The following is a 17312-nucleotide window of genomic DNA, read 5'->3' as shown; positions in this document are numbered from 1 at the left end:
GATGCCCGTCACCGATGTCACCACCGACCCCGAAGCGCTCACCATGACGCTCACGGCGGAGTTCGCCGCACCCGTCGAGCGGGTATGGGACGCGTTCACCGACCCACGCCAGCTCGAGCGCTTCTGGGGACCTCCCGGCTGGCCGGCCACCTTCACCTCGTTCGACTTCGCGCCCGGCGGGCGCGCGGTCTATCACATGACCAGCCCGCGCGGCGAGAAGTCGTATGGCTCGTGGGAGTTCCTCTCCGTTGCCGAGCCGCGCTCGTTCGAGGTGCTCGACGCCTTCGCCGACGAGAACGGCACGCCGAACACCGACCTCCCGGTCTCGCGCATGGTGTTCAGCTTCGACGGCACCGCGCAGGGGTCGCAGCTGCGCAACATCACGTACTTCTCCTCCGCCGAGGCCCTCGAGCAGGTCGTCGCAATGGGCATGATCGAGGGCGCGACGATGGCGGTCAACCAGCTCGACCGCGTGCTCGAAGGACTGCGGGCGTACGCCGCCGGCAAGGGCACCCAGACCGAGATCCTCGACGACACCCACGTGCGGATCACGCGGCTCATCGAGGGGCCGATCGATCTGGTCTGGCGCGCGCACCAGGAGCCCGAGCTGCTCGAGAAGTGGATGCTCGGACCGGACGGCTGGCGGATGTCGGTGTGCGAGGTCGACCCGAGCGTCGGCGGCCGCTACCGCTATCAGTGGGAGCCCGTCGAGGGCGGCGAGGGCGAGGCCTTCGGCTTCGACGGCGAGACGCTCCTGTCGGAGTCGCCGCGCCGCGCGGTCACCACCGAGCACATGACCGGCACGGACTACCCGTCGACCCTGAACGACCTCAACCTGTACGAGGAGGACGGCGCGACACTCATCACGCTGCTGATCGAGTACCCCGACAAGGAGACGCGCGACATCGTGCTCGCCACGGGCATGACCGACGGCATGGAGACGAGCTACGCCCGTCTCGAGGGCGTGCTGGCCGCGGTGTGACCGGAGAAAGGGAGACGACGATGACCGAGGACACCGTCACGCGCGCCGTGACCACCCACGTCGTGGGCGCCGGAGACGACGCGATCACCTACGACATCCACGGCGACCTGGCTGACGCGACCGTCGATCGGCCCGCGCTCTTCCTCTTCGCCGGGCCGATGGACGCGAGCGGACTCGCGCTCCTCGCCGCGCGCATCACGGACAGACCGGTGGTGACGTACGACCCGCGCGGTGCGGGGCGCAACCCTGTCGGCACGGCTGACATCACGGTCGAGCAGCACGCGTCCGATCTGCATCGCGTCATCGCGGCGCTCGGCGTCGGCCCCGTCGATGCCTTCGGCACGAGTGGCGGGGCGGTGCACCTGCTCGCGCTCGCCGCCGCCCACCCGGACGATGTGCGCCTCGCCGTCGTGCACGAGCCACCGCTCGCCGAGCATCTCCCCGACCGCGAAGCGGTGCTCGCCGTGGTCGCCGACATGAAGCGCACCTACGGCGAACAGGGCGATGGCGCCGCGATGGCGAAGTTCATCGCCTTCGTGATGCTCGACGGACCGGTGCCTGACGGCTACCTCGACGGCCCCGCGCCTGATCCCGCGATGTTCGGCTTGTCGTCCGAGGACGACGGCACCCGCACGAATCCGTTGATGCGGAACATGCCGGGGACCATCGCGTACCGCATCGATGTCGAGGCGCTGCGAGAGCTGGGTGAACGCGTCGTCGTCGCGGTCGGTGTGGAGTCCGGGGACGCATTGGCCGCACGCGGCGGCCGCTCGGCCGCGGCCGCGATCGGCAGGAGGGTGACGGACTTCCCCAGCCACCATGCCGGCTTCACCGATCAGCCGGGATACCCCGGTGATCCGGCGGGCTTCGCCGCCCGCCTTCAGGAGGTCCTCGGCTGACAGTTGAGTCCGTGGGCGTGGCGGCGCCACGGGGTCGACGGGAAGACCCTGCCACCTGCGTCCCGGAGCGCGTGCTCGCCGAGGTGTGACCGAGAGATAGGGAGACGACGGTGGCCGAGACGTTCGACGTGGATGTGAGTCGCGATTTCGATGCGCCGATCGAGCGCGTTTGGGCGGCGTGGACCACGCCCGCCGACCTGCGGACGTGGTGGGGACCCGAGGGGTTCACGTGCCCCCGCGCCGAAGCCGACATCCGCGTCGGCGGCGCGATCATCGTGACGATGCGGGCGCCGGCGGAATGGGGTGGCGCGGACTACCACAACCGCTGGGACATCACCGCGCTCGAGGCGCCGACGACCCTGCGCTACATCATGCGGTTCTGCGACGAGGACGGGACGCCGATCACGCCGGCTGAGGCCGGAGTCCCCGCGGCGACGACCGAAGACGGCCGCCACGAGGTGACGTTGACGGACCTCGGCGACGGGCGCACCCGCCTCGACATGGTCGAGCACGGCTACCTGACCGCCGAGGCGCGGGACATGTCGCGCGGCGGCCTGGTTCAGTGCCTCGACAAGATGCAGCGCCTGGTGGAATCCCCGCGCTGAATAAGGAGGGGGGACGGATGCCGCGGCATCCGTCCCCCGCTTTCATGCGTGTCTGCTCAGACGGTGCGGAACCGGTTCACCATCGGGCAGTCGAACGGGTCGCGGGCCGAGAGGCCGACGCGATTGAGATACGCGATCACGATGCCGTACGACTGGATCAGGCTGGTCTCGGTGTAGGGCACACCGCGGGTGCGGCACTGCTCCATGACGATCTCGCGGGTCTTGGAGAGGTACGGCCGCGCCATGCTCGGGAAGAGGTGGTGCTCGACCTGGTAGTTGAGGCCGCCCATGAGCGCCGTCGCCCACCAGCCGCCGCGGATGTTGCGCGACGTGCGGACCTGCTTCGAGAAGAAGTCGAGCTTCGCGTCGGCCGCGATGATCGGCATCCCCTTGTGGTTCGGCGCGAACGAAGCGCCCATGTAGACGCCGAAGACGGCCAGTTGCACACCGAGGAAGGCGAACGCCATGCCGATCGGCAGGAAGAGGAACAGCGGGGTGAGGTACAGCGAGAAGCGCAGCGCGATCAGCGAGAGCTCGACCCAGCGGCCCTTGACCTCGCCGCGCGAGAAGAGGTGCTTGAGGCCCAGCGCGTGAAGGTTCAGTCCCTCGAGCGTCAGCAGCGGGAAGAAGAGCCAGCCCTGCTTGCGGGTGATCAGCGCGCCGAGACGACCCACCTTCGCGGCATCCTCCTCGAGGAAGCGGATGGTGTCGACCTCGATGTCGGGGTCCTTGCCCACGCGGTTGGGGTTGGCGTGGTGGCGATTGTGCTTGTTGTTCCACCAGGAGAGGCTGATGCCCACGACCCCCGCGGCGAGGAAGCGCCCGAGACGGTCGTTCGACGGTCCCGACACCAGGATCTGGCGGTGCGCCGCCTCGTGGGCGAGGAAGGCCACCTGGGTGAAGATGACGCCGAGCGCGGCGGCGATCAGCAGCTGGTACCACGTGTCGCCGAGCAGGATGAAGCCCGTGATCGCGCCGCCGAGTGCGAGCACCAGTGCCCCGCCGACGATCGCGTAGAACCAGCGCGCACGCTGCAGCAGACCGGTCTCGCGAACGACCTGGGAGACCTCGGTGTAGGCCCGTGCGACGGGCGGGAATGTCTCGGTGCCGGCATAGGTCTGTCGGACGGGGCCCAGACGGGCAGCCTCAGGTGCGACAGCGGTGATGGTGGCGATGATCGCACCTGCTCTGGTCGGATGCCGACCGCCTGGTCGACGCGGAGCCACAGGCGGATGCCGATCGCTAGGGCCCACACTACGCAGGTGCATATGACCGCGGGGGAATGGGCTGTGGATCCCCAGCATGTTCCGGGTCCATGCCCAGGCGCGGCCTCTTGACAGGGCCGGAGACGGGGCGCCGCATACGATAGCCGCGTGGACTTCTCCTTCGCTTTCACGCCCGATCTGATCGCCGTGTTCCTGACGCTGTTCGTCCTCGAGGTGGTGCTCGGCGTCGACAACGTCATCTTCATCTCGATCCTCGCGTCGAAGCTGCCGAAGGAGCAGCAGGCCAAGGCCCGCAACCTCGGCCTGACGCTGGCGATGGTGATCCGCGTGATCCTGGTGCTCTTCGCCGGATGGATCATCACGCTCAAGGAGGAGATCTTCGTGCTGTGGGGGCTCGGGTTCTCGTGGAAGGACCTCATCCTCATAGCGGGTGGCCTCTTCCTCGTCTACAAGGCCGTGACCGAGATCCACCACAAGCTCGAAGGCGCCGAAGAGGAGCACGGCGGCGCAGGACGCAAGGACGTGACCTTCGGAGCGGTGCTCGCGCAGATCCTCGCGCTCGACATCGTCTTCTCGCTCGACTCGGTGATCACCGCCGTGGGCATGACCGAGAACCTCGTCGTGATCATCACGGTCGTCGTGCTCTCGTTCGGCATCATGCTGTTCGCCGCCCGCTTCATCTTCTCGTTCGTCAACAAGCACCCCACGGTGAAGATGCTGGCCCTGTCGTTCCTCCTCCTCATCGGCGTGTTCCTGGTCGCCGAGGGCTTCGGCGTGCACATCGACAAGGCCTTCATCTACGCGCCGATGGCGTTCGCGATCCTCGTCGAGGCGCTCAACCTCACCTACGCGGCCCGCAAGGCCAAGCGTGAGCACAAGCGCCAGTCCGCCGTGCAGCTGCGACCGCAGTACCCCGACGCCGACGAGTCGGTCGCCGTGGCCGCCGCGCTGTCCAAGGGCCCGCACGCCGGTTCGGTGGGCCTCTCGGCGAAGCCCGTGGCCGGCGATGCCGCGCCCGCCGCCGGCGAGGAGCGCCAGGGTCTCGGCTGATCCGGCAGCCGCCTAGGGCGGGAGCCTGCCGGCACGGGAGGATGTGTGCATGCTCACCGTCCGTGTCACCGCTCCGCACGAGCTCGCCCGCCGGCTGCGCGACCGGCTCCGTGAGGAGCCGACCGTCAGCGACATCGTCTACGTGCCGTCGGCCGCGCTCGATGGCGACGGCGACCTCCTGCACTTCGCGCTGGCGCGGGAGAACGCCAACAATGTGATGCGGATGCTCCGGCACGCCGGTGTGCCCGCGAACGGCTCCATCGTGGTGAGTGAGCCGATCGCAGTAGCCTCCGACGCCGCCACGGCTGCTGAGAGAGCCGCTCCCGGTCATCCCGCAGACGGCGTGCTGTGGGCGCAGCTGGCCGACCGCTCCCGCGAGGACGCGCGCCCGTCATGGAGCTTCTTCGCGTTCCTGCTGCTCGCCACCCTGATCGCAGGCATCGGGCGTCTGCTCGACCAGCCCATCCTCATCATCGGCGCCATGGTGGTCGGTCCGGAGTTCGCACCGATCGCGGCGATCTGCTACGCCGTCGTGCGGCGCAAGCGCGGCATCGTGGGCATGGCGTCGGTCACTCTGTTCGGCGGATTCGCGTTGAGCGCCGCGATCGCGTGGGGCGTCTGGGCGATCGTGTACGCCTTCGGTCTCATCACGTACGAGCAGGCCACGACGGGGCCCCTCACCGAGTTCATCATCGCTCCCGACGTGTGGTCGTTCGTCATCGCCCTGCTCGCGGGCATCGCCGGCGTGCTCTCGCTCACCACTTCGAAGTCGTCGGCCCTGGTAGGCGTGTTCATCTCGATCACCACGGTGCCGGCGGTCGGCACGATCGGGCTCACGCTCGCGGTCGGTGCGTGGGACGAGGCTTTCAGCGCTCTTCTGCAGCTGCTCGTCAACCTCGCCGGGCTCTTCGTGGCCGGCATCGCGACGCTGTGGGTGCAGCTGAAGGTCGGACGCCGGATAGGGCGACGACTCGCGGCGCGGCGCGAGCGGCGGAGCGCGGCTCAGGCGTGAGGAGCCGCGTGTCGGGTCTGCACTCCGCCGGTCCCGGCGTCAGGCGGCGGCGTCGGGGGTGTCGATGAGCAGCCGGTAGCCCATGCCGGACTCCGTCAGGAGGTGCGCGGGGCGGCCGGGGTCGACCTCGAGCTTCTTGCGCAGCTGGGAGATGTACAGCCGCAGGTACCCGGTGTCGGCGACCTGCTCGGTGCCCCAGATGTCTTTCAGGAGCGCCTGCCGCGTCACCAGCGAACCGGGATTGCGGGCGAGGAACTCGAGGATGCGCCATTCCGTGGGCGTCAGGTGCACGCGCTCGCCGCCGCGGGTGACGGTCTTGGTCGAGAGGTCGACGACGACGTCGCCGAAGGTCACGACGGGGGTTCCGGATGCCGCTCCCAGGCGTCGCGACAGCGCGCGCAGACGCGCGAGCAGCTCATCGATCTGGAACGGCTTGGTCACGTAGTCGTCGGCGCCGGCATCCAGCGCCTCCACCTTGTCGGCGGAACCGGTGCGCCCCGACACCACGATGATGGGCGCGGTGGTCCAGCCGCGCAGCGCCTCGATGACCTGGACGCCGTCGAGCCGCGGCATCCCGAGGTCCACCATGACGATCTCGGGGTGCTCCTTGGCCGCCAGCGCGACGGCCGCGGCACCGTCGGGCGCCGCCACCACCTCGTAGCCGTGGGCGGCGAGGGTGATGCGAAGGGCCCGGACGAGCTGCGGATCGTCGTCGGCGATGAGGACCTTCACGACACGACCTTCATCGAAGTGGCCTCTCTTCGGCGGGCACCGGATCGGCGACGGGGAGTGCGATGACCATCGTCAGGCCTCCTCCGGGCGTGTCCTCGGGGGTGAGCGTACCGCCCATGCCCTCGGTGAAGCCCTTGGAGAGGGCGAGTCCGAGACCGAGGCCCGCGGTGTTGTCCGTGTCGCCGAGTCTCTGGAACGGGGCGAACATGTCGTCGCGGCGCTCGGGCGAGACGCCGCTGCCGTGGTCGACGATGCGGATCTCAGCCGTGCGTCCGAGTCGGCTCGTCGCCACGCGGACACGGGTACCCCCGGGCGTGTGCCGCGCGGCGTTCGACAGCACGTTCACGAGCACGCGCTGCAGCAGCACGGGGTCGGCGGTCAACGGGGGAAGGTCGGGATCGAGGGCGAGCTCGAACCGGTCGGGTCCCGCACCCAGCTCGTCGAGCGCGGCGAGCACGACGCCGGCGCTGTCGACGGGCTGAAGCGACACGGCGAGCACCCCCGCCTGCACGCGGCTGACGTCGAGAAGGTCGGTGACGAGCGCCGACAGGGTCGCGAGCGACTCGTCGGCCGTCGCGATCAGCTCGGCACGGTCGTCGGGCGAGAGGTTCGGCTCCGCGGCGCGCAGCCCTCCCACGGCGGCCACCGCAGCGGCGAGCGGGCGGCGGAGGTCGTGGCTCACGGCGGAGAGGAGGGCGCTGCGCACCTGGTCGGTCTCGGCCAGGACGCCGGCTGCGCGCGCGGTTGCGGTGAGGTCGCTGTGCTCGAGGGCGGCCGAGAGCTGTGCGGCCACGGCATCGATGAGGCGGCGCTCGGAGGCGTCGAGCGTGTGGCCGTGCAGCTCGAGCATCGCCGGCGGGCCGCCGTTGCGTCGCGCCACCGTCACCGCTTCGTAGCGTCCGTCGCGGACGGGTTCGCCGTCGGTGGCGACGACCGTGTCATCGGCGTCGACGAGTCGCACACCGGCGAGGCCGAGCGATTCGCGGGTGCGGCTGATGAGAGCCGGCACGGCCGACTCGCCGCGGAGCACGCTGCCCGCGACGTTCGCGAGCAGCTCCGCTTCGGCCTCCGCACGACGTGCCGCCCGTGCGGCGCGCGCGGCACGGTCGACGATGAAGCTCACGAGCACGGCGATCACGACGTAGAGGATCAGCGCCCACACGTTCCGCGGATCCGCGATCGAGACGGTGTAATACGGCTGGACGAAGAAGTAGTTGAGGGTGAACGCCGACATCACGGCCGCGAAGACCGCCGGCCAGATGCCTCCCACGAGCGACACGAGAACGACGAGCAGTTGGTAGGCGAGCACGTCGCTGGTGATGGTGTCCTCGTTGCGGAGCGAGACCAGCAGCCAGGTCAGGAGCGGTCCGCCGACGAGGGCGAGCGCGAAGCCGAGCACGCGGCGCTTGACGCTCAGGGCGCCGCCGGTCACGCGCGGCAGCGGGAAGCGGTCGCCGGCCGCATCGTGCGTCACGATGTGCACGTCGATGTCGCCGGACTCGCGGACAACCGTCGCCCCGATGCCCGGACCGGTCAGCGCCGCCATCAGCCGGCCGCGGCGGCTCACGCCGATGACGAGTTGCGTCGCGTTCACCGAGCGCGCGAACTCGACGAGCGCACGGGGCACGTCGTCGCCGACGACCTGGTGGTAGGTGCCGCCGAGGGATTCCACCAGCGCCCGCTGCGCGGCGAGCGCCCCCGGGTCGCCCGAACGCAGGCCGTCCTGGCTCGAGACGTGCACCGCGAGGAGCTCGCCGCCCGCCGACCGCGCCGCGATGCGGGCGCCGCGCCGCAGCAGCGTCTCGCCCTCCGCGCCGCCGGTGAGGGCGACGACCACCCGCTCCCTCGCCTGCCACGCGCCCTCGATGCCGTGCTCGGCGCGGTACGACTTCAGGGCGCTGTCGACCTCGTCGGCGAGCCACAGGAGCGCCAGTTCGCGCAACGCGGTCAGATTGCCGAGCCGGAAGTAGTTCGACAGCGCGGCGTCGATCCGCTCCGCCGGGTAGACGAGTCCTGCCGACAGGCGATCGCGCAGCGACTGCGGCGAGAGGTCGACCACCTCGACCTGGTCGGCGGCCCTGACGACGGCGTCCGGAACCGTCTCCTGCTGGGCGACTCCCGTGATCTTCTCGACCACGCCGCCGAGCGACTCGATGTGCTGCACGTTGACGGTCGTGATGACGTCGATGCCGGCGTCGAGGAGCGCGTCGACGTCCTGCCATCGCTTGTGGTGGGGCAGCCCGGGCGCGTTGGTGTGGGCGAGCTCGTCGACGAGTGCGATCTCGGGATGCCGCTCCAGGACGCCCTCGAGATCCATGTCGGTCAGTTCCATCCCGCGGTGCGAGACGGTGGCGCGGGGGATCACGGGCAGGCCCTCCACGAGCGCGGCGGTGGCGGCGCGATCGTGCGTCTCCACGACGGCGATCACGACGTCGCGGCCGTCCTCCGCGAGGCGGCGGCCCTCCTCGAGCATCTCGTACGTCTTGCCGACGCCGGGCGCCGCCCCGAGCAGCACCCGCAGCTTGCCGCGCTTCATGTGGTCACCCTATGTCCGCCGTCCCCCCGATGCCCGCTCGCCTGTCGCGATCTGTGTCCGCGACCCGCCATATGCGACAGGTGAGCAGTCATTGCGCCGGCGCATCGAGGGCGAGGTTGAGCTCGACGACGTTCACACGGGGCTCGCCGAGGAAGCCGAGGTCGCGCTGCTGGATGTGCGCCTCGACCAGCGACCGCACCGTGGACTCGTCCAGCCCGCGCGCGGCGGCGATGCGAGGCACCTGCAGCAGGGCGTACGCCGGGCTGATGTGCGGGTCGAGGCCCGACCCCGAGGCGGTCACCGCGTCGGCGGGGATGTCCGCGATCGCGACGCCTTCCCGCTCCGCGATCGTCCTCTGCCTGCTCTCGATCGCCGAGATGAGGTCCTCGTTCTCGGGGCCGTAGTTCGATCCGCTCGAGGCGCCGCCGTCGTAGCCGTCGCCGGCGGTCGAGGGCCGCGACTGGAAGTACTGCGGCAGCGCATCCCCGTCGGCATCCGTGAAGGACTGGCCGACGAGCGCCGACCCGACGGTGGCGCCGGCGGCATCGTGCACCGGCGAACCGTTCGCCTGCCACGGCAGGGCGAGCTGCGCGACACCGGTGATGAGGAGCGTGTAGCCGACGCCGAGCACGAGGGTGAATATGAGCATCGCGCGGAACGCGACGCCGGCGGTGCGGACAGTGGTGCGGGCGGACATGGACATGGTGTCTCCTGTCGGGCTCGTGGGTCAGAAGCCCGGGATGAGGCTCACGAGGACGTCGATGAGCTTGATGCCGATGAAGGGGGCGATCACGCCGCCGAGCCCGTACACGAGCAGGTTGCGGCTGAGGATCTCCGAGGCGCTCGCCGGGCGGTACTTCACGCCGCGCAGCGCGAGCGGAATGAGGATCACGATGATGAGCGCGTTGAAGATGATGGCGCTCGTGACGGCGGATGCCGGAGAGCTGAGCTGCATGATGTTGAGCGCCGCGAGGCCCGGGAAGACCCCCATGAACATCGCCGGGATGATGGCGAAGTACTTCGCGATGTCGTTGGCGAGGGAGAACGTCGTGAGCGCGCCGCGCGTGATCAGCAGCTGCTTGCCGATGCGCACGATGTCGATGAGTTTCGTCGGGTCGCTGTCGAGGTCGACCATGTTGCCGGCCTCCTTGGCTGCCGACGTGCCGGTGTTCATCGCGACGCCGACGTCGGCCTGCGCGAGTGCGGGGGCATCGTTCGTGCCGTCGCCCGTCATAGCGACGAGGCTGCCGCCCTCCTGCTCGCGGCGGATGAGGGCCAGCTTGTCCTCCGGGGTGGCCTCGGCCAGGAAGTCGTCGACCCCTGCCTCCTTCGCGATCGCGGCGGCGGTCAGCGGGTTGTCGCCAGTGATCATGACCGTGCGGATGCCCATGGCGCGCAGTTCGTCGAAGCGCACACGGAGGCCTTCCTTGACCACGTCCTTCAGGTGCACGACGCCGAGGACCCGCGCGGCCTCTGCTGCGTCCGGCTGCACGGCACCTCGGACCGCCACGACGAGCGGCGTGCCGCCGGACTGGGCGATGGCGTCGGTCTCGGTGGTCAGCAGCGCGCGCGTCGTGGCGGTGACGGGGGATCCGGATGCCGCCAGCCATGCCAGGACCGCTGAGCCGGCGCCCTTGCGAACCTGGGTGCCGTCCTCGAGGTCGACACCGCTCATGCGGTTCTGCGCGGTGAACGGCACGACGGCGGACCCGGCGGGCTCGCCCACCTCCTGTCCGCGCAGTCGCGCCAGTTCGACCACCGACACCCCCTCCGGGGTCGGATCGGCCAGCGACGCGAGCGCCGCTGCGGCAGCGAGTTCAGCATCGCGGACGCCCGGCATCGTGACGAAGTCCGCGGCTCGGCGGTTGCCATAGGTGATCGTGCCGGTCTTGTCGAGGAGGAGCGTCGTGACGTCGCCCGCCGCCTCGACAGCTCGGCCCGACATCGCGAGCACGTTGCGCTGCACGAGCCGGTCCATCCCGGCGATGCCGATGGCGGACAGCAGCGCGCCGATCGTCGTCGGGATGAGGCACACGAGCAGTGCGACGAGCACCGGGATGCTGACGGGTGCCCCGGCGTATGACGCGATCGGATTCAACGTGAGCACGACGATCACGAACACGATCGACAGGCTCGCCAGCAGGATGCCGAGGGCGATCTCGTTCGGCGTCTTCTGGCGGCTCGCACCCTCGACGAGCGCGATCATACGATCGACGAACGTCTGGCCGGGCTCGGATGTGATGCGCACGACGATGCGATCCGAGAGCACCCGGGTTCCGCCGGTGACGGCCGAGCGGTCGCCGCCCGATTCGCGGATCACCGGCGCGGACTCGCCGGTGATCGCCGATTCGTCCACGGTCGCGATCCCCGCGATGATGTCGCCGTCGCCGGGGATGAGCTCACCTGCCGACACGATCACCACGTCGCCCAGGTTCAGCTCACCGGAGGCGACCTCGACGCTCTCGGTGCGCTGCGCGGAAGGATCGGCGACCGGGTCGTAGCCGATGGCACGGTGCGCCATCGTCGAGGTGCGCGTCTTGCGCAGCGTCGCCGCCTGGGCCTTCCCGCGCCCCTCGGCGACCGACTCGGCGAGGTTGGCGAACAGCACCGTGAGCCAGAGCCACACCGCGATCCCCCATGTGAAGCCGAACGGGACCCGCGTGCCGCCCGACTCCTCCGCGCCGCCGAGGAACGGCTCGGCGATGGCGATGGCGGTGGTCAGAGCCGCGCCGACCCACACGAGGAACATGACGGGGCTACGCCACAGGGCGGCGGGGTTCAGCTTGCAGAGCGCCCCCGGCAGAGCCGCGCCCAGTTGCGCCGCGCTGAACCCGCGCGAGCGTTGGTCCGGCCGGGGAGGAATCGAGCCGGAGACGGGGCCCTGAAGGGGCTCGGGCAGAGAGACGAGGGTGGGGGTGGTCATGAGTCAGACGAGCCCTTCCGCCAGGGGACCCAGCGTGAGAACGGGGAAGTAGGTGAGTGCGGTGATCACGACCGCGACGACGGCGAGAAGGCCGACGAACTGCGGGCGATGGGTGGGGAGCGTGCCGGCGCTCGACGGCGTCGACTGCTGTGCGGCGAGCGAGCCGGCCAGCGCCAGCACGAACACGATCGGCACGAACCTCCCCAGGAGCATGGTCACACCGAGCGCGATGTTGAGCCATGGAGTGTTGGCGGTGAGGCCGGCGAAGGCGGAGCCGTTGTTATTGGCCGCCGAGGTGAAGGCATAGAGCACCTCGCCGAGGCCGTGCACACCGGGATTCCAGATCGAGGTGGACTCGACGTCGGCGTTGATGACCGGGATGCCGAAGCTGAGCGCGGTGCCCGCCAGCACGAGGACCGGCGTCACGAGGATGTACAGGCTCGCCAGCTTGATCTGCGTGGGGCCGATCTTCTTGCCGACGTACTCGGGCGTGCGGCCGACGAGAAGGCCGCCGACGAAGACGGCGATCACGGCGAGCACGAGCATGCCGTACAGGCCCGATCCCACCCCGCCGGGCGCCACCTCGCCGAGCATCATGTTGATCATCGGGATCATGCCGCCGAGCGCGGTGTACGAGTCGTGCATCGAGTTGACCGCGCCTGTCGAGGTGAGCGTGGTGGCGCCGGCGAACAGCGTCGAGCCGAAGATGCCGAAGCGCGTCTCCTTGCCCTCCATCGCGGCGCCCGCGAGCTGCGGGGCGGTGCCGAGCCCCAGCGACTCGAGCCAGGTCACCGCGACGATGGACACGACGGCGATCGACCCCATCACCGCGAGGATGGCGTAGCCCTGTCGATCGTCGCCGATGATGCGGCCGAAGGCGCGCGGCATCGCGACCGGGATCGCGATCAGCAGCAGGATCTCCAGCATGTTCGACCAGGGCGTGGGGTTCTCGAACGGATGCGCGGAGTTGGCGTTGAAGAAACCGCCGCCGTTCGTACCGAGGAGCTTGATGGCCTCCTGCGACGCGACCGGCCCGCCCGGTATCGGCTGCGTTACGCCGGTCACCGTCGCGACCTCGGCGAGTCCGTTCGCGTTCTGCACGACGCCGGCGATCACGAGCGCGATGGCTGACACGGCTGCCAGGGGCAGGAGCAGGCGTGTCAGACCTCGGGTGAGATCCACCCAGAAGTTGCCGATGGTGGCCGATCCGCGGCGGGCGAACCCGCGGACGAGCGCAACGGCGACGGCGATGCCGACGGCCGCCGACACGAAGTTCTGCACCGCCAGACCTGCGAGCTGCACGGTGTAGCCCATGGTGAGCTCGGGGGAGTAGGACTGCCAGTTCGTGTTCGTGACGAACGACACCGCGGTGTTGAAGGCGAGGCCCTCGGGCACGGCGGGCAGGCCCAGCGAGTACGGCAGCAGACCCTGGAATCGCTGCAAGGCGTAGACGAAGAGCACGCCGACGGCCGAGAACGAGAGAACCCCGCGCGTGTACGCCTGCCAGGTCTGCTCGGAGCGGGGATCCACCCCCACGAGCCGGTAGAAGCCGCGCTCGACGCGCGCGTCCCGACCGCTCGTGTAGACGCGGGCGATCCAGTCCCCGAGCGGCCGGTACAGCACCGCGAGGGTGAGCAGCAGAGTCGCGAGTTGCAGGATGCCGGTGACCACGGTCGCGGCATCCATCAGAATCTCTCCGGATTCACGAGGGCGACCAGGAGGTAGACGATCGCGGCGAGGCCGAGGACGCCGGCGACGAGAGAGAAGAGGATCATCTGCGCGCCTCTCCGCTCATCGGTTCGCGCGGCGTCGAGGTCCGGGTGCGTGGGGCCAGCTGCTCGACCCCCCTGGCGATCAGGCCGACGAGCGCGAACAACGCGATCGTCGCGGCGAGGTAGATGACATCGAGCACATGGACTCCCGGTGGCTGCGTTCCGCGCGGCGGGCCGCGTGGCCGCCCGCGGTGCGGCGGGCGTGGGTCCGATGCAACCCGCGAACTGATGCCGCTTCCGCCGTCCTCACGGAATCCGAACGGCCTCGGAGCCGACGCTCACGGTCCCCTGACGCCGATCCGACGAGCCCGTTGACGTGACGCCACTGTGATGTCACTCTGACGTCATGCAGATCGCCAGTCACGTCGAAGAGCTCCAGCGACAGCTCGCCGCGGCCGCGGCAGCCGGCGGGAGCGACACCGCCGAGGTCGCCGCGCGTCTCGCCACCGCGCTCGAACCCGCCGCGCGCCTGGCGATCCTCGAGGCGCTGTCGGAGGCGGCGGGCGAGATCACACGCGAGCTGGCACCAGGCTCGGTCGATGTGCGCCTGCGCGGCCGGGACGTCGACTTCATCGTGTCGCGCCCCGGCGCCGCTGTCGCCCAGCCGGCATCGAACTCGAGCGGCCCCGTCGCCCTCGCCGGCGTTCCGGTCGCGGCATCCGCAGACGAGGGCGATGACGCCACGGCGCGCACGACGCTGCGCCTGCCCGACTCGCTCAAGGTCCGCGCCGAGGCGGCGGCCGGCGCCGAGGGCTTGTCGCTCAACGCCTGGCTCGTGCGCGCTGTGACGGCGTCGCTGGATCCCGCACCCGCAGCCGCGGCGGGAGCGAGCTCGTCGTACACCGGCTGGGTGCGCTGATGACGACGTTCCCGGCGTCGGGTCCGGCCGCCCTGCGCATCGACCTGCAGATGGGGCGCATCGACGTGATCGCGGAGTCCCGCCGCGACCTCGCGGTCGAGATCGGCCCCGCCAACCCGCACCGGGGCGGCGACCGCAGCGCCGCTGACGCCGTGCGCGTGATCCATTCCGGCTCCGACCTGCGCATCGTCGGTCCGGTGCGGTTCTCCCTCTTCGGCTCCGGCGACTCCGTCGACGTCTCCGTACGTGTGCCCACCGGCTCCGACGTGTCGCTGGCGCTCAAGTACGGTTCCATCCGCGTCGCGGGGGCGGTCGGCACCGCGCGCATCGCCCTCGACTACGGCGATGCCACACTCGAGCGCACCGGCCGCGCCGACCTCGGTCTCGGACACGGCGAGCTGCGCGTCGAGCACGTGCGCGGAGATGCCGACGTCAGCATCAGCTCGGGCCGCGCGCGCATCGGCATCGTCGACGGCGCACTGCGGCTGAAAGGGTCGGATGCCGGCATCGACGTCGGCTCCGTCTCGGGGGTCGCCGACATCGCGACGTCGAGCGGCGTCGTCCACCTCGGCGATCCCGGGCCGGCGCTGACCGTCCGCTCGGCCTATGGGCCGGTGCGGATCACCGACCTCAACGGCGGGACCGCGCGGGTCGAGGCCTCGTACGGAGCCGTGACCCTCGGCATCCGCTCGGGCACCGCCGTCTGGCTCGACGCGTCGAGCCAGCACGCGTCGGTGCGCAACGAGCTGGCCGTCGCCACGGGTCCTGTCGAAGGCGAGGCCTCGCTGGAGCTGTACGCGCGCACCGGCTACGGCGACATCACCGTGCACCGCACGCACCCGGTCGCCGGCGGGGACTGAGGGCCCGGGCGCTTCGACAGGCTCAGCCCCAGGGTCGGGGCGACGACATGGCCGTGTCAGGCGCGGGAGACGGCGTCCTCGAAGGCCACCCACGCGAGCATCGCGCACTTCACGCGCGCCGTGAACTTCGAGACGCCCGAGAGCGCGGCAGCGTCGCCGAAGACCTCTTCGTCGAGCGCGATCTCGCCGCGAGAACGCAGCGCCTCGCGGAACCCGTCGACAAGCTCGGATGCCTCGGCCCGCGGCATCCGCTCCTCCTCCTCGACCAGCGCGGCCAGCATCGACGCCGACGCCTGCGAGATGGAGCACCCGGCGCCGTCCCAGGTCACCTCGTCGACGGTCGTGCCGTCGTCCGACAGGCGGACGCGGAGCGTGATCTCGTCGCCGCAGATCGGGTTGCGCTGATACGAGGTCGCGATGCGGCTGCCGTGACCGGCGCCGTCGGCTGCGTCCTCGTCGGCGAGTCCCTTGCCGTGCGGACGCTTGGAGTGGTCGAGGATCAGCTCCTGGTACAGCGACTCCAGGCTGTTCATGCGCCCGCCCCGAAGAACGAGCGCACACCCGACAGGGCGTCGAGGAACACATCGACGTCATCGGCGGTGTTGTACAGCGCCGTCGATGCGCGGACCGAGGCGGTGAGGCCGAACCGGCGGTGCAGCGGCTGCGCGCAGTGGTGCCCGACGCGCACCGCGACGCCGCGCGCGTCGAGGAACTGCCCGACGTCGTGCGCGTGCACGCCGTCGACGTCGAACGCCCACAGTCCGACCCGCTCCGCCCGGGGCGCGTCACCCAGCAGGCGGATGCCCGGAATCGACCGCAGCCCCTCGCCCATGCGGGCCTCGAGCTGCTTCTCGTGCGCGTGCACGGCATCCATCCCGACGCCGTCGAGGTAGCGCACGGCGGCGGCCAGGCCGATGGCCTGCGACACCGGCTGCGTACCGGCCTCGAACCGCTGGGGCGGCGGCAGGTACGCGGCCTCGTCGAGCGTCACCGTCGTGATCATCGAGCCGCCGGTGAGGAACGGGGGCAGTCCCTCGAGCACCTCGGCGCGGCCGTAGAGGCCGCCGATGCCGTACGGGCCGAGCATCTTGTGGCCCGAGAAGACCGCGAGGTCGACATCGAGCGCCGGGAGGTCGAGCGGCAGGTGCGGCGCCGACTGGCAGGCGTCGAGCACGGTCACCGCACCGACCGCGCGCGCGAGGGCGACGAGCTCGTCCACGGGGTTCACGATGCCCAGCACGTTCGAGACGTGCGTGAAGGCGACGACGCGCGTGCGCTCCCCGATGACGGCGGCCGCGGCATCCATGTCCAGCGTCCCGTCCTCGTGAACGGGGATGTGGCGCAGGACGGCGCCCGTGCGGGCGGCGAGCTCCTGCCACGGGATGAGGTTCGCGTGGTGCTCGGCCTCGGTCACCACGATCTCGTCGCCGGCATGCAGCGCGAAACGGGCGGATGCCGGTGCCCCGCGTCCGATCGAGGCGTTGCCGATCGCATAGGCGGCGAGGTTGAGTCCCGCCGTGGCTCCGCTGGTCCAGACCAGCTGCTCGGGCCGCGTGCCGACGAAGCCGGCGACGGTGGTGCGGGCGTCTTCGAAGAGCTCCGTCGCCTCGGCGGCCAGGGTGTGCGCGCCGCGATGGACCGCGGAGTTCGAGCGCGTGAGGAAGTCGACCTCCGCGTCGATGACCGCCCGCGGCTTCTGGCTCGTCGCGCCCGAGTCGAGGTAGACCAGGCGTTCGCCGTTGACGCGCTCGCCGAGCAGCGGGAAGTCCTCGCGGAGCGCCGAGGCGTCCGGGAGCACGGCCGGCGAGGGGGCAGGTGCGGGAGTGGTCACCCTTCAAGGCTACGCGGGATGCCGC

General features: G+C 70.6%; 17 protein-coding genes. 7 read left to right on the top strand and 10 right to left on the bottom strand.

Going from position 1 to position 17312, the window contains the following annotated elements:
* The first annotated feature begins 1 nt into the window (after window position 1).
* From Q9R08_RS02390 to Q9R08_RS02380, 3 genes are all read left to right on the top strand, one after another.
* Window positions 2-982 carry an SRPBCC family protein gene (locus Q9R08_RS02390; protein ID WP_308866216.1) on the top strand — a complete coding sequence of 327 codons (981 nt, stop codon included), beginning with the start codon at window positions 2-4 and terminating at the stop codon, window positions 980-982.
* A gap of 20 nt (window positions 983-1002) precedes the next feature.
* Window positions 1003-1881, top strand: a complete 879-nt coding sequence (locus Q9R08_RS02385) for an alpha/beta fold hydrolase (RefSeq protein WP_308866215.1) — start codon at window positions 1003-1005, stop codon at window positions 1879-1881.
* A gap of 110 nt (window positions 1882-1991) precedes the next feature.
* Window positions 1992-2486 carry an SRPBCC family protein gene (locus Q9R08_RS02380; protein WP_308866214.1) on the top strand — a complete coding sequence of 165 codons (495 nt, stop codon included), beginning with the start codon at window positions 1992-1994 and terminating at the stop codon, window positions 2484-2486.
* 56 nt (window positions 2487-2542) lie between these two features.
* On the opposite strand, the gene Q9R08_RS02375 is transcribed toward Q9R08_RS02380, so the two are convergent.
* Window positions 2543-3712, bottom strand: coding sequence for a fatty acid desaturase family protein (locus Q9R08_RS02375; protein ID WP_418001303.1), 1170 nt, complete (start codon window positions 3710-3712; stop codon window positions 2543-2545).
* Between the two features lie 147 nt (window positions 3713-3859).
* On the opposite strand from Q9R08_RS02375, the gene Q9R08_RS02370 reads away from it, so the two are divergent.
* Both Q9R08_RS02370 and Q9R08_RS02365 read left to right on the top strand, forming a co-directional pair.
* Entirely contained in the window at window positions 3860-4762 is a 903-nt protein-coding gene (locus tag Q9R08_RS02370; protein ID WP_308866213.1) for a TerC family protein, read from the top strand.
* Window positions 4763-4811: 49 nt separating this feature from the next.
* Complete coding sequence (locus tag Q9R08_RS02365; RefSeq protein WP_308866212.1) at window positions 4812-5774, top strand: DUF389 domain-containing protein; 963 nt, start codon at window positions 4812-4814, stop codon at window positions 5772-5774.
* Between the two features lie 39 nt (window positions 5775-5813).
* On the opposite strand, the gene Q9R08_RS02360 is transcribed toward Q9R08_RS02365, so the two are convergent.
* The 7 genes from Q9R08_RS02360 to Q9R08_RS02330 all read right to left on the bottom strand — a co-directional run bounded on the left by Q9R08_RS02360 (window position 5814) and on the right by Q9R08_RS02330 (window position 13877).
* Complete coding sequence (locus tag Q9R08_RS02360) at window positions 5814-6506, bottom strand: response regulator (RefSeq protein WP_308866210.1); 693 nt, start codon at window positions 6504-6506, stop codon at window positions 5814-5816.
* Between the two features lie 10 nt (window positions 6507-6516).
* A complete protein-coding gene (locus Q9R08_RS02355) occupies window positions 6517-9042 on the bottom strand; it encodes a sensor histidine kinase (RefSeq protein ID WP_308866209.1) in 2526 nt (841 codons plus the stop codon).
* An 88-nt stretch (window positions 9043-9130) separates the two neighbouring features.
* Window positions 9131-9745, bottom strand: coding sequence for a potassium-transporting ATPase subunit KdpC (kdpC, locus tag Q9R08_RS02350; RefSeq protein WP_308866208.1), 615 nt, complete (start codon window positions 9743-9745; stop codon window positions 9131-9133).
* Window positions 9746-9769: 24 nt separating this feature from the next.
* On the bottom strand, window positions 9770-11965 hold the full coding sequence (gene kdpB / locus Q9R08_RS02345) for a potassium-transporting ATPase subunit KdpB (RefSeq protein ID WP_308866207.1): 2196 nt from the start codon (window positions 11963-11965) through the stop codon (window positions 9770-9772).
* 3 nt (window positions 11966-11968) lie between these two features.
* On the bottom strand, window positions 11969-13651 hold the full coding sequence (gene kdpA, locus Q9R08_RS02340) for a potassium-transporting ATPase subunit KdpA (protein WP_308866206.1): 1683 nt from the start codon (window positions 13649-13651) through the stop codon (window positions 11969-11971).
* Window positions 13651-13740: a potassium-transporting ATPase subunit F gene (locus tag Q9R08_RS02335; RefSeq protein ID WP_308866205.1), complete on the bottom strand. Its 90-nt coding sequence runs from the start codon at window positions 13738-13740 to the stop codon at window positions 13651-13653. Before Q9R08_RS02335 ends, kdpA begins: the two co-directional genes overlap by 1 nt.
* The gene (locus Q9R08_RS02330; protein ID WP_308866204.1) at window positions 13737-13877 is read right to left on the bottom strand and encodes a hypothetical protein; all 141 of its coding nucleotides are present in this window, start codon (window positions 13875-13877) and stop codon (window positions 13737-13739) included. The genes Q9R08_RS02335 and Q9R08_RS02330 overlap by 4 nt, the downstream gene beginning before the upstream one ends.
* 206 nt (window positions 13878-14083) lie before the next feature.
* Here Q9R08_RS02330 and Q9R08_RS02325 point away from each other — a divergent pair, with 206 nt between their 5' ends.
* Both Q9R08_RS02325 and Q9R08_RS02320 read left to right on the top strand, forming a co-directional pair.
* Entirely contained in the window at window positions 14084-14596 is a 513-nt protein-coding gene (locus tag Q9R08_RS02325) for a toxin-antitoxin system HicB family antitoxin (protein ID WP_308866203.1), read from the top strand.
* Complete coding sequence (locus Q9R08_RS02320; protein ID WP_308866202.1) at window positions 14596-15456, top strand: DUF4097 family beta strand repeat-containing protein; 861 nt, start codon at window positions 14596-14598, stop codon at window positions 15454-15456. Before Q9R08_RS02325 ends, Q9R08_RS02320 begins: the two co-directional genes overlap by 1 nt.
* Window positions 15457-15512: 56 nt before the next feature.
* Here the strand turns inward: Q9R08_RS02320 and sufU are convergent, their stop codons facing one another.
* Together sufU and Q9R08_RS02310 are read right to left on the bottom strand one after the other, a co-directional pair.
* The gene (gene sufU, locus Q9R08_RS02315) at window positions 15513-15989 is read right to left on the bottom strand and encodes a Fe-S cluster assembly sulfur transfer protein SufU (RefSeq protein WP_308866201.1); all 477 of its coding nucleotides are present in this window, start codon (window positions 15987-15989) and stop codon (window positions 15513-15515) included.
* Window positions 15986-17287, bottom strand: coding sequence for a SufS family cysteine desulfurase (locus tag Q9R08_RS02310; protein ID WP_308866200.1), 1302 nt, complete (start codon window positions 17285-17287; stop codon window positions 15986-15988). The genes sufU and Q9R08_RS02310 overlap by 4 nt, the downstream gene beginning before the upstream one ends.
* Window positions 17288-17312 lie beyond the last annotated feature (25 nt).

Source organism: Microbacterium psychrotolerans, assembly GCF_031085295.1.
In the GTDB taxonomy this organism is placed as follows: domain Bacteria; phylum Actinomycetota; class Actinomycetes; order Actinomycetales; family Microbacteriaceae; genus Microbacterium; species Microbacterium psychrotolerans.
This window is presented reverse-complemented; position numbering and strand designations above follow the sequence as displayed.

Bases quoted from the DNA above. Each gene is read 5' to 3' on its own strand.
- Q9R08_RS02355 (WP_308866209.1), bottom strand. From the start codon at position 9,042: ATGAAGCGCGGCAAGCTGCGGGTGCTGCTCGGGGCGGCGCCCGGCGTC.
- Q9R08_RS02390 (WP_308866216.1), top strand. From the start codon at position 2: ATGCCCGTCACCGATGTCACCACCGACCCCGAAGCGCTCACCATGACG.
- Q9R08_RS02320 (WP_308866202.1), top strand. From the start codon at position 14,596: ATGACGACGTTCCCGGCGTCGGGTCCGGCCGCCCTGCGCATCGACCTG.
- Q9R08_RS02385 (WP_308866215.1), top strand. From the start codon at position 1,003: ATGACCGAGGACACCGTCACGCGCGCCGTGACCACCCACGTCGTGGGC.
- Q9R08_RS02325 (WP_308866203.1), top strand. From the start codon at position 14,084: ATGCAGATCGCCAGTCACGTCGAAGAGCTCCAGCGACAGCTCGCCGCG.
- kdpB (WP_308866207.1), bottom strand. From the start codon at position 11,965: ATGACCACCCCCACCCTCGTCTCTCTGCCCGAGCCCCTTCAGGGCCCC.
- kdpC (WP_308866208.1), bottom strand. From the start codon at position 9,745: ATGTCCATGTCCGCCCGCACCACTGTCCGCACCGCCGGCGTCGCGTTC.
- kdpA (WP_308866206.1), bottom strand. From the start codon at position 13,651: ATGGATGCCGCGACCGTGGTCACCGGCATCCTGCAACTCGCGACTCTG.
- Q9R08_RS02365 (WP_308866212.1), top strand. From the start codon at position 4,812: ATGCTCACCGTCCGTGTCACCGCTCCGCACGAGCTCGCCCGCCGGCTG.
- sufU (WP_308866201.1), bottom strand. From the start codon at position 15,989: ATGAACAGCCTGGAGTCGCTGTACCAGGAGCTGATCCTCGACCACTCC.
- Q9R08_RS02335 (WP_308866205.1), bottom strand. From the start codon at position 13,740: ATGATCCTCTTCTCTCTCGTCGCCGGCGTCCTCGGCCTCGCCGCGATC.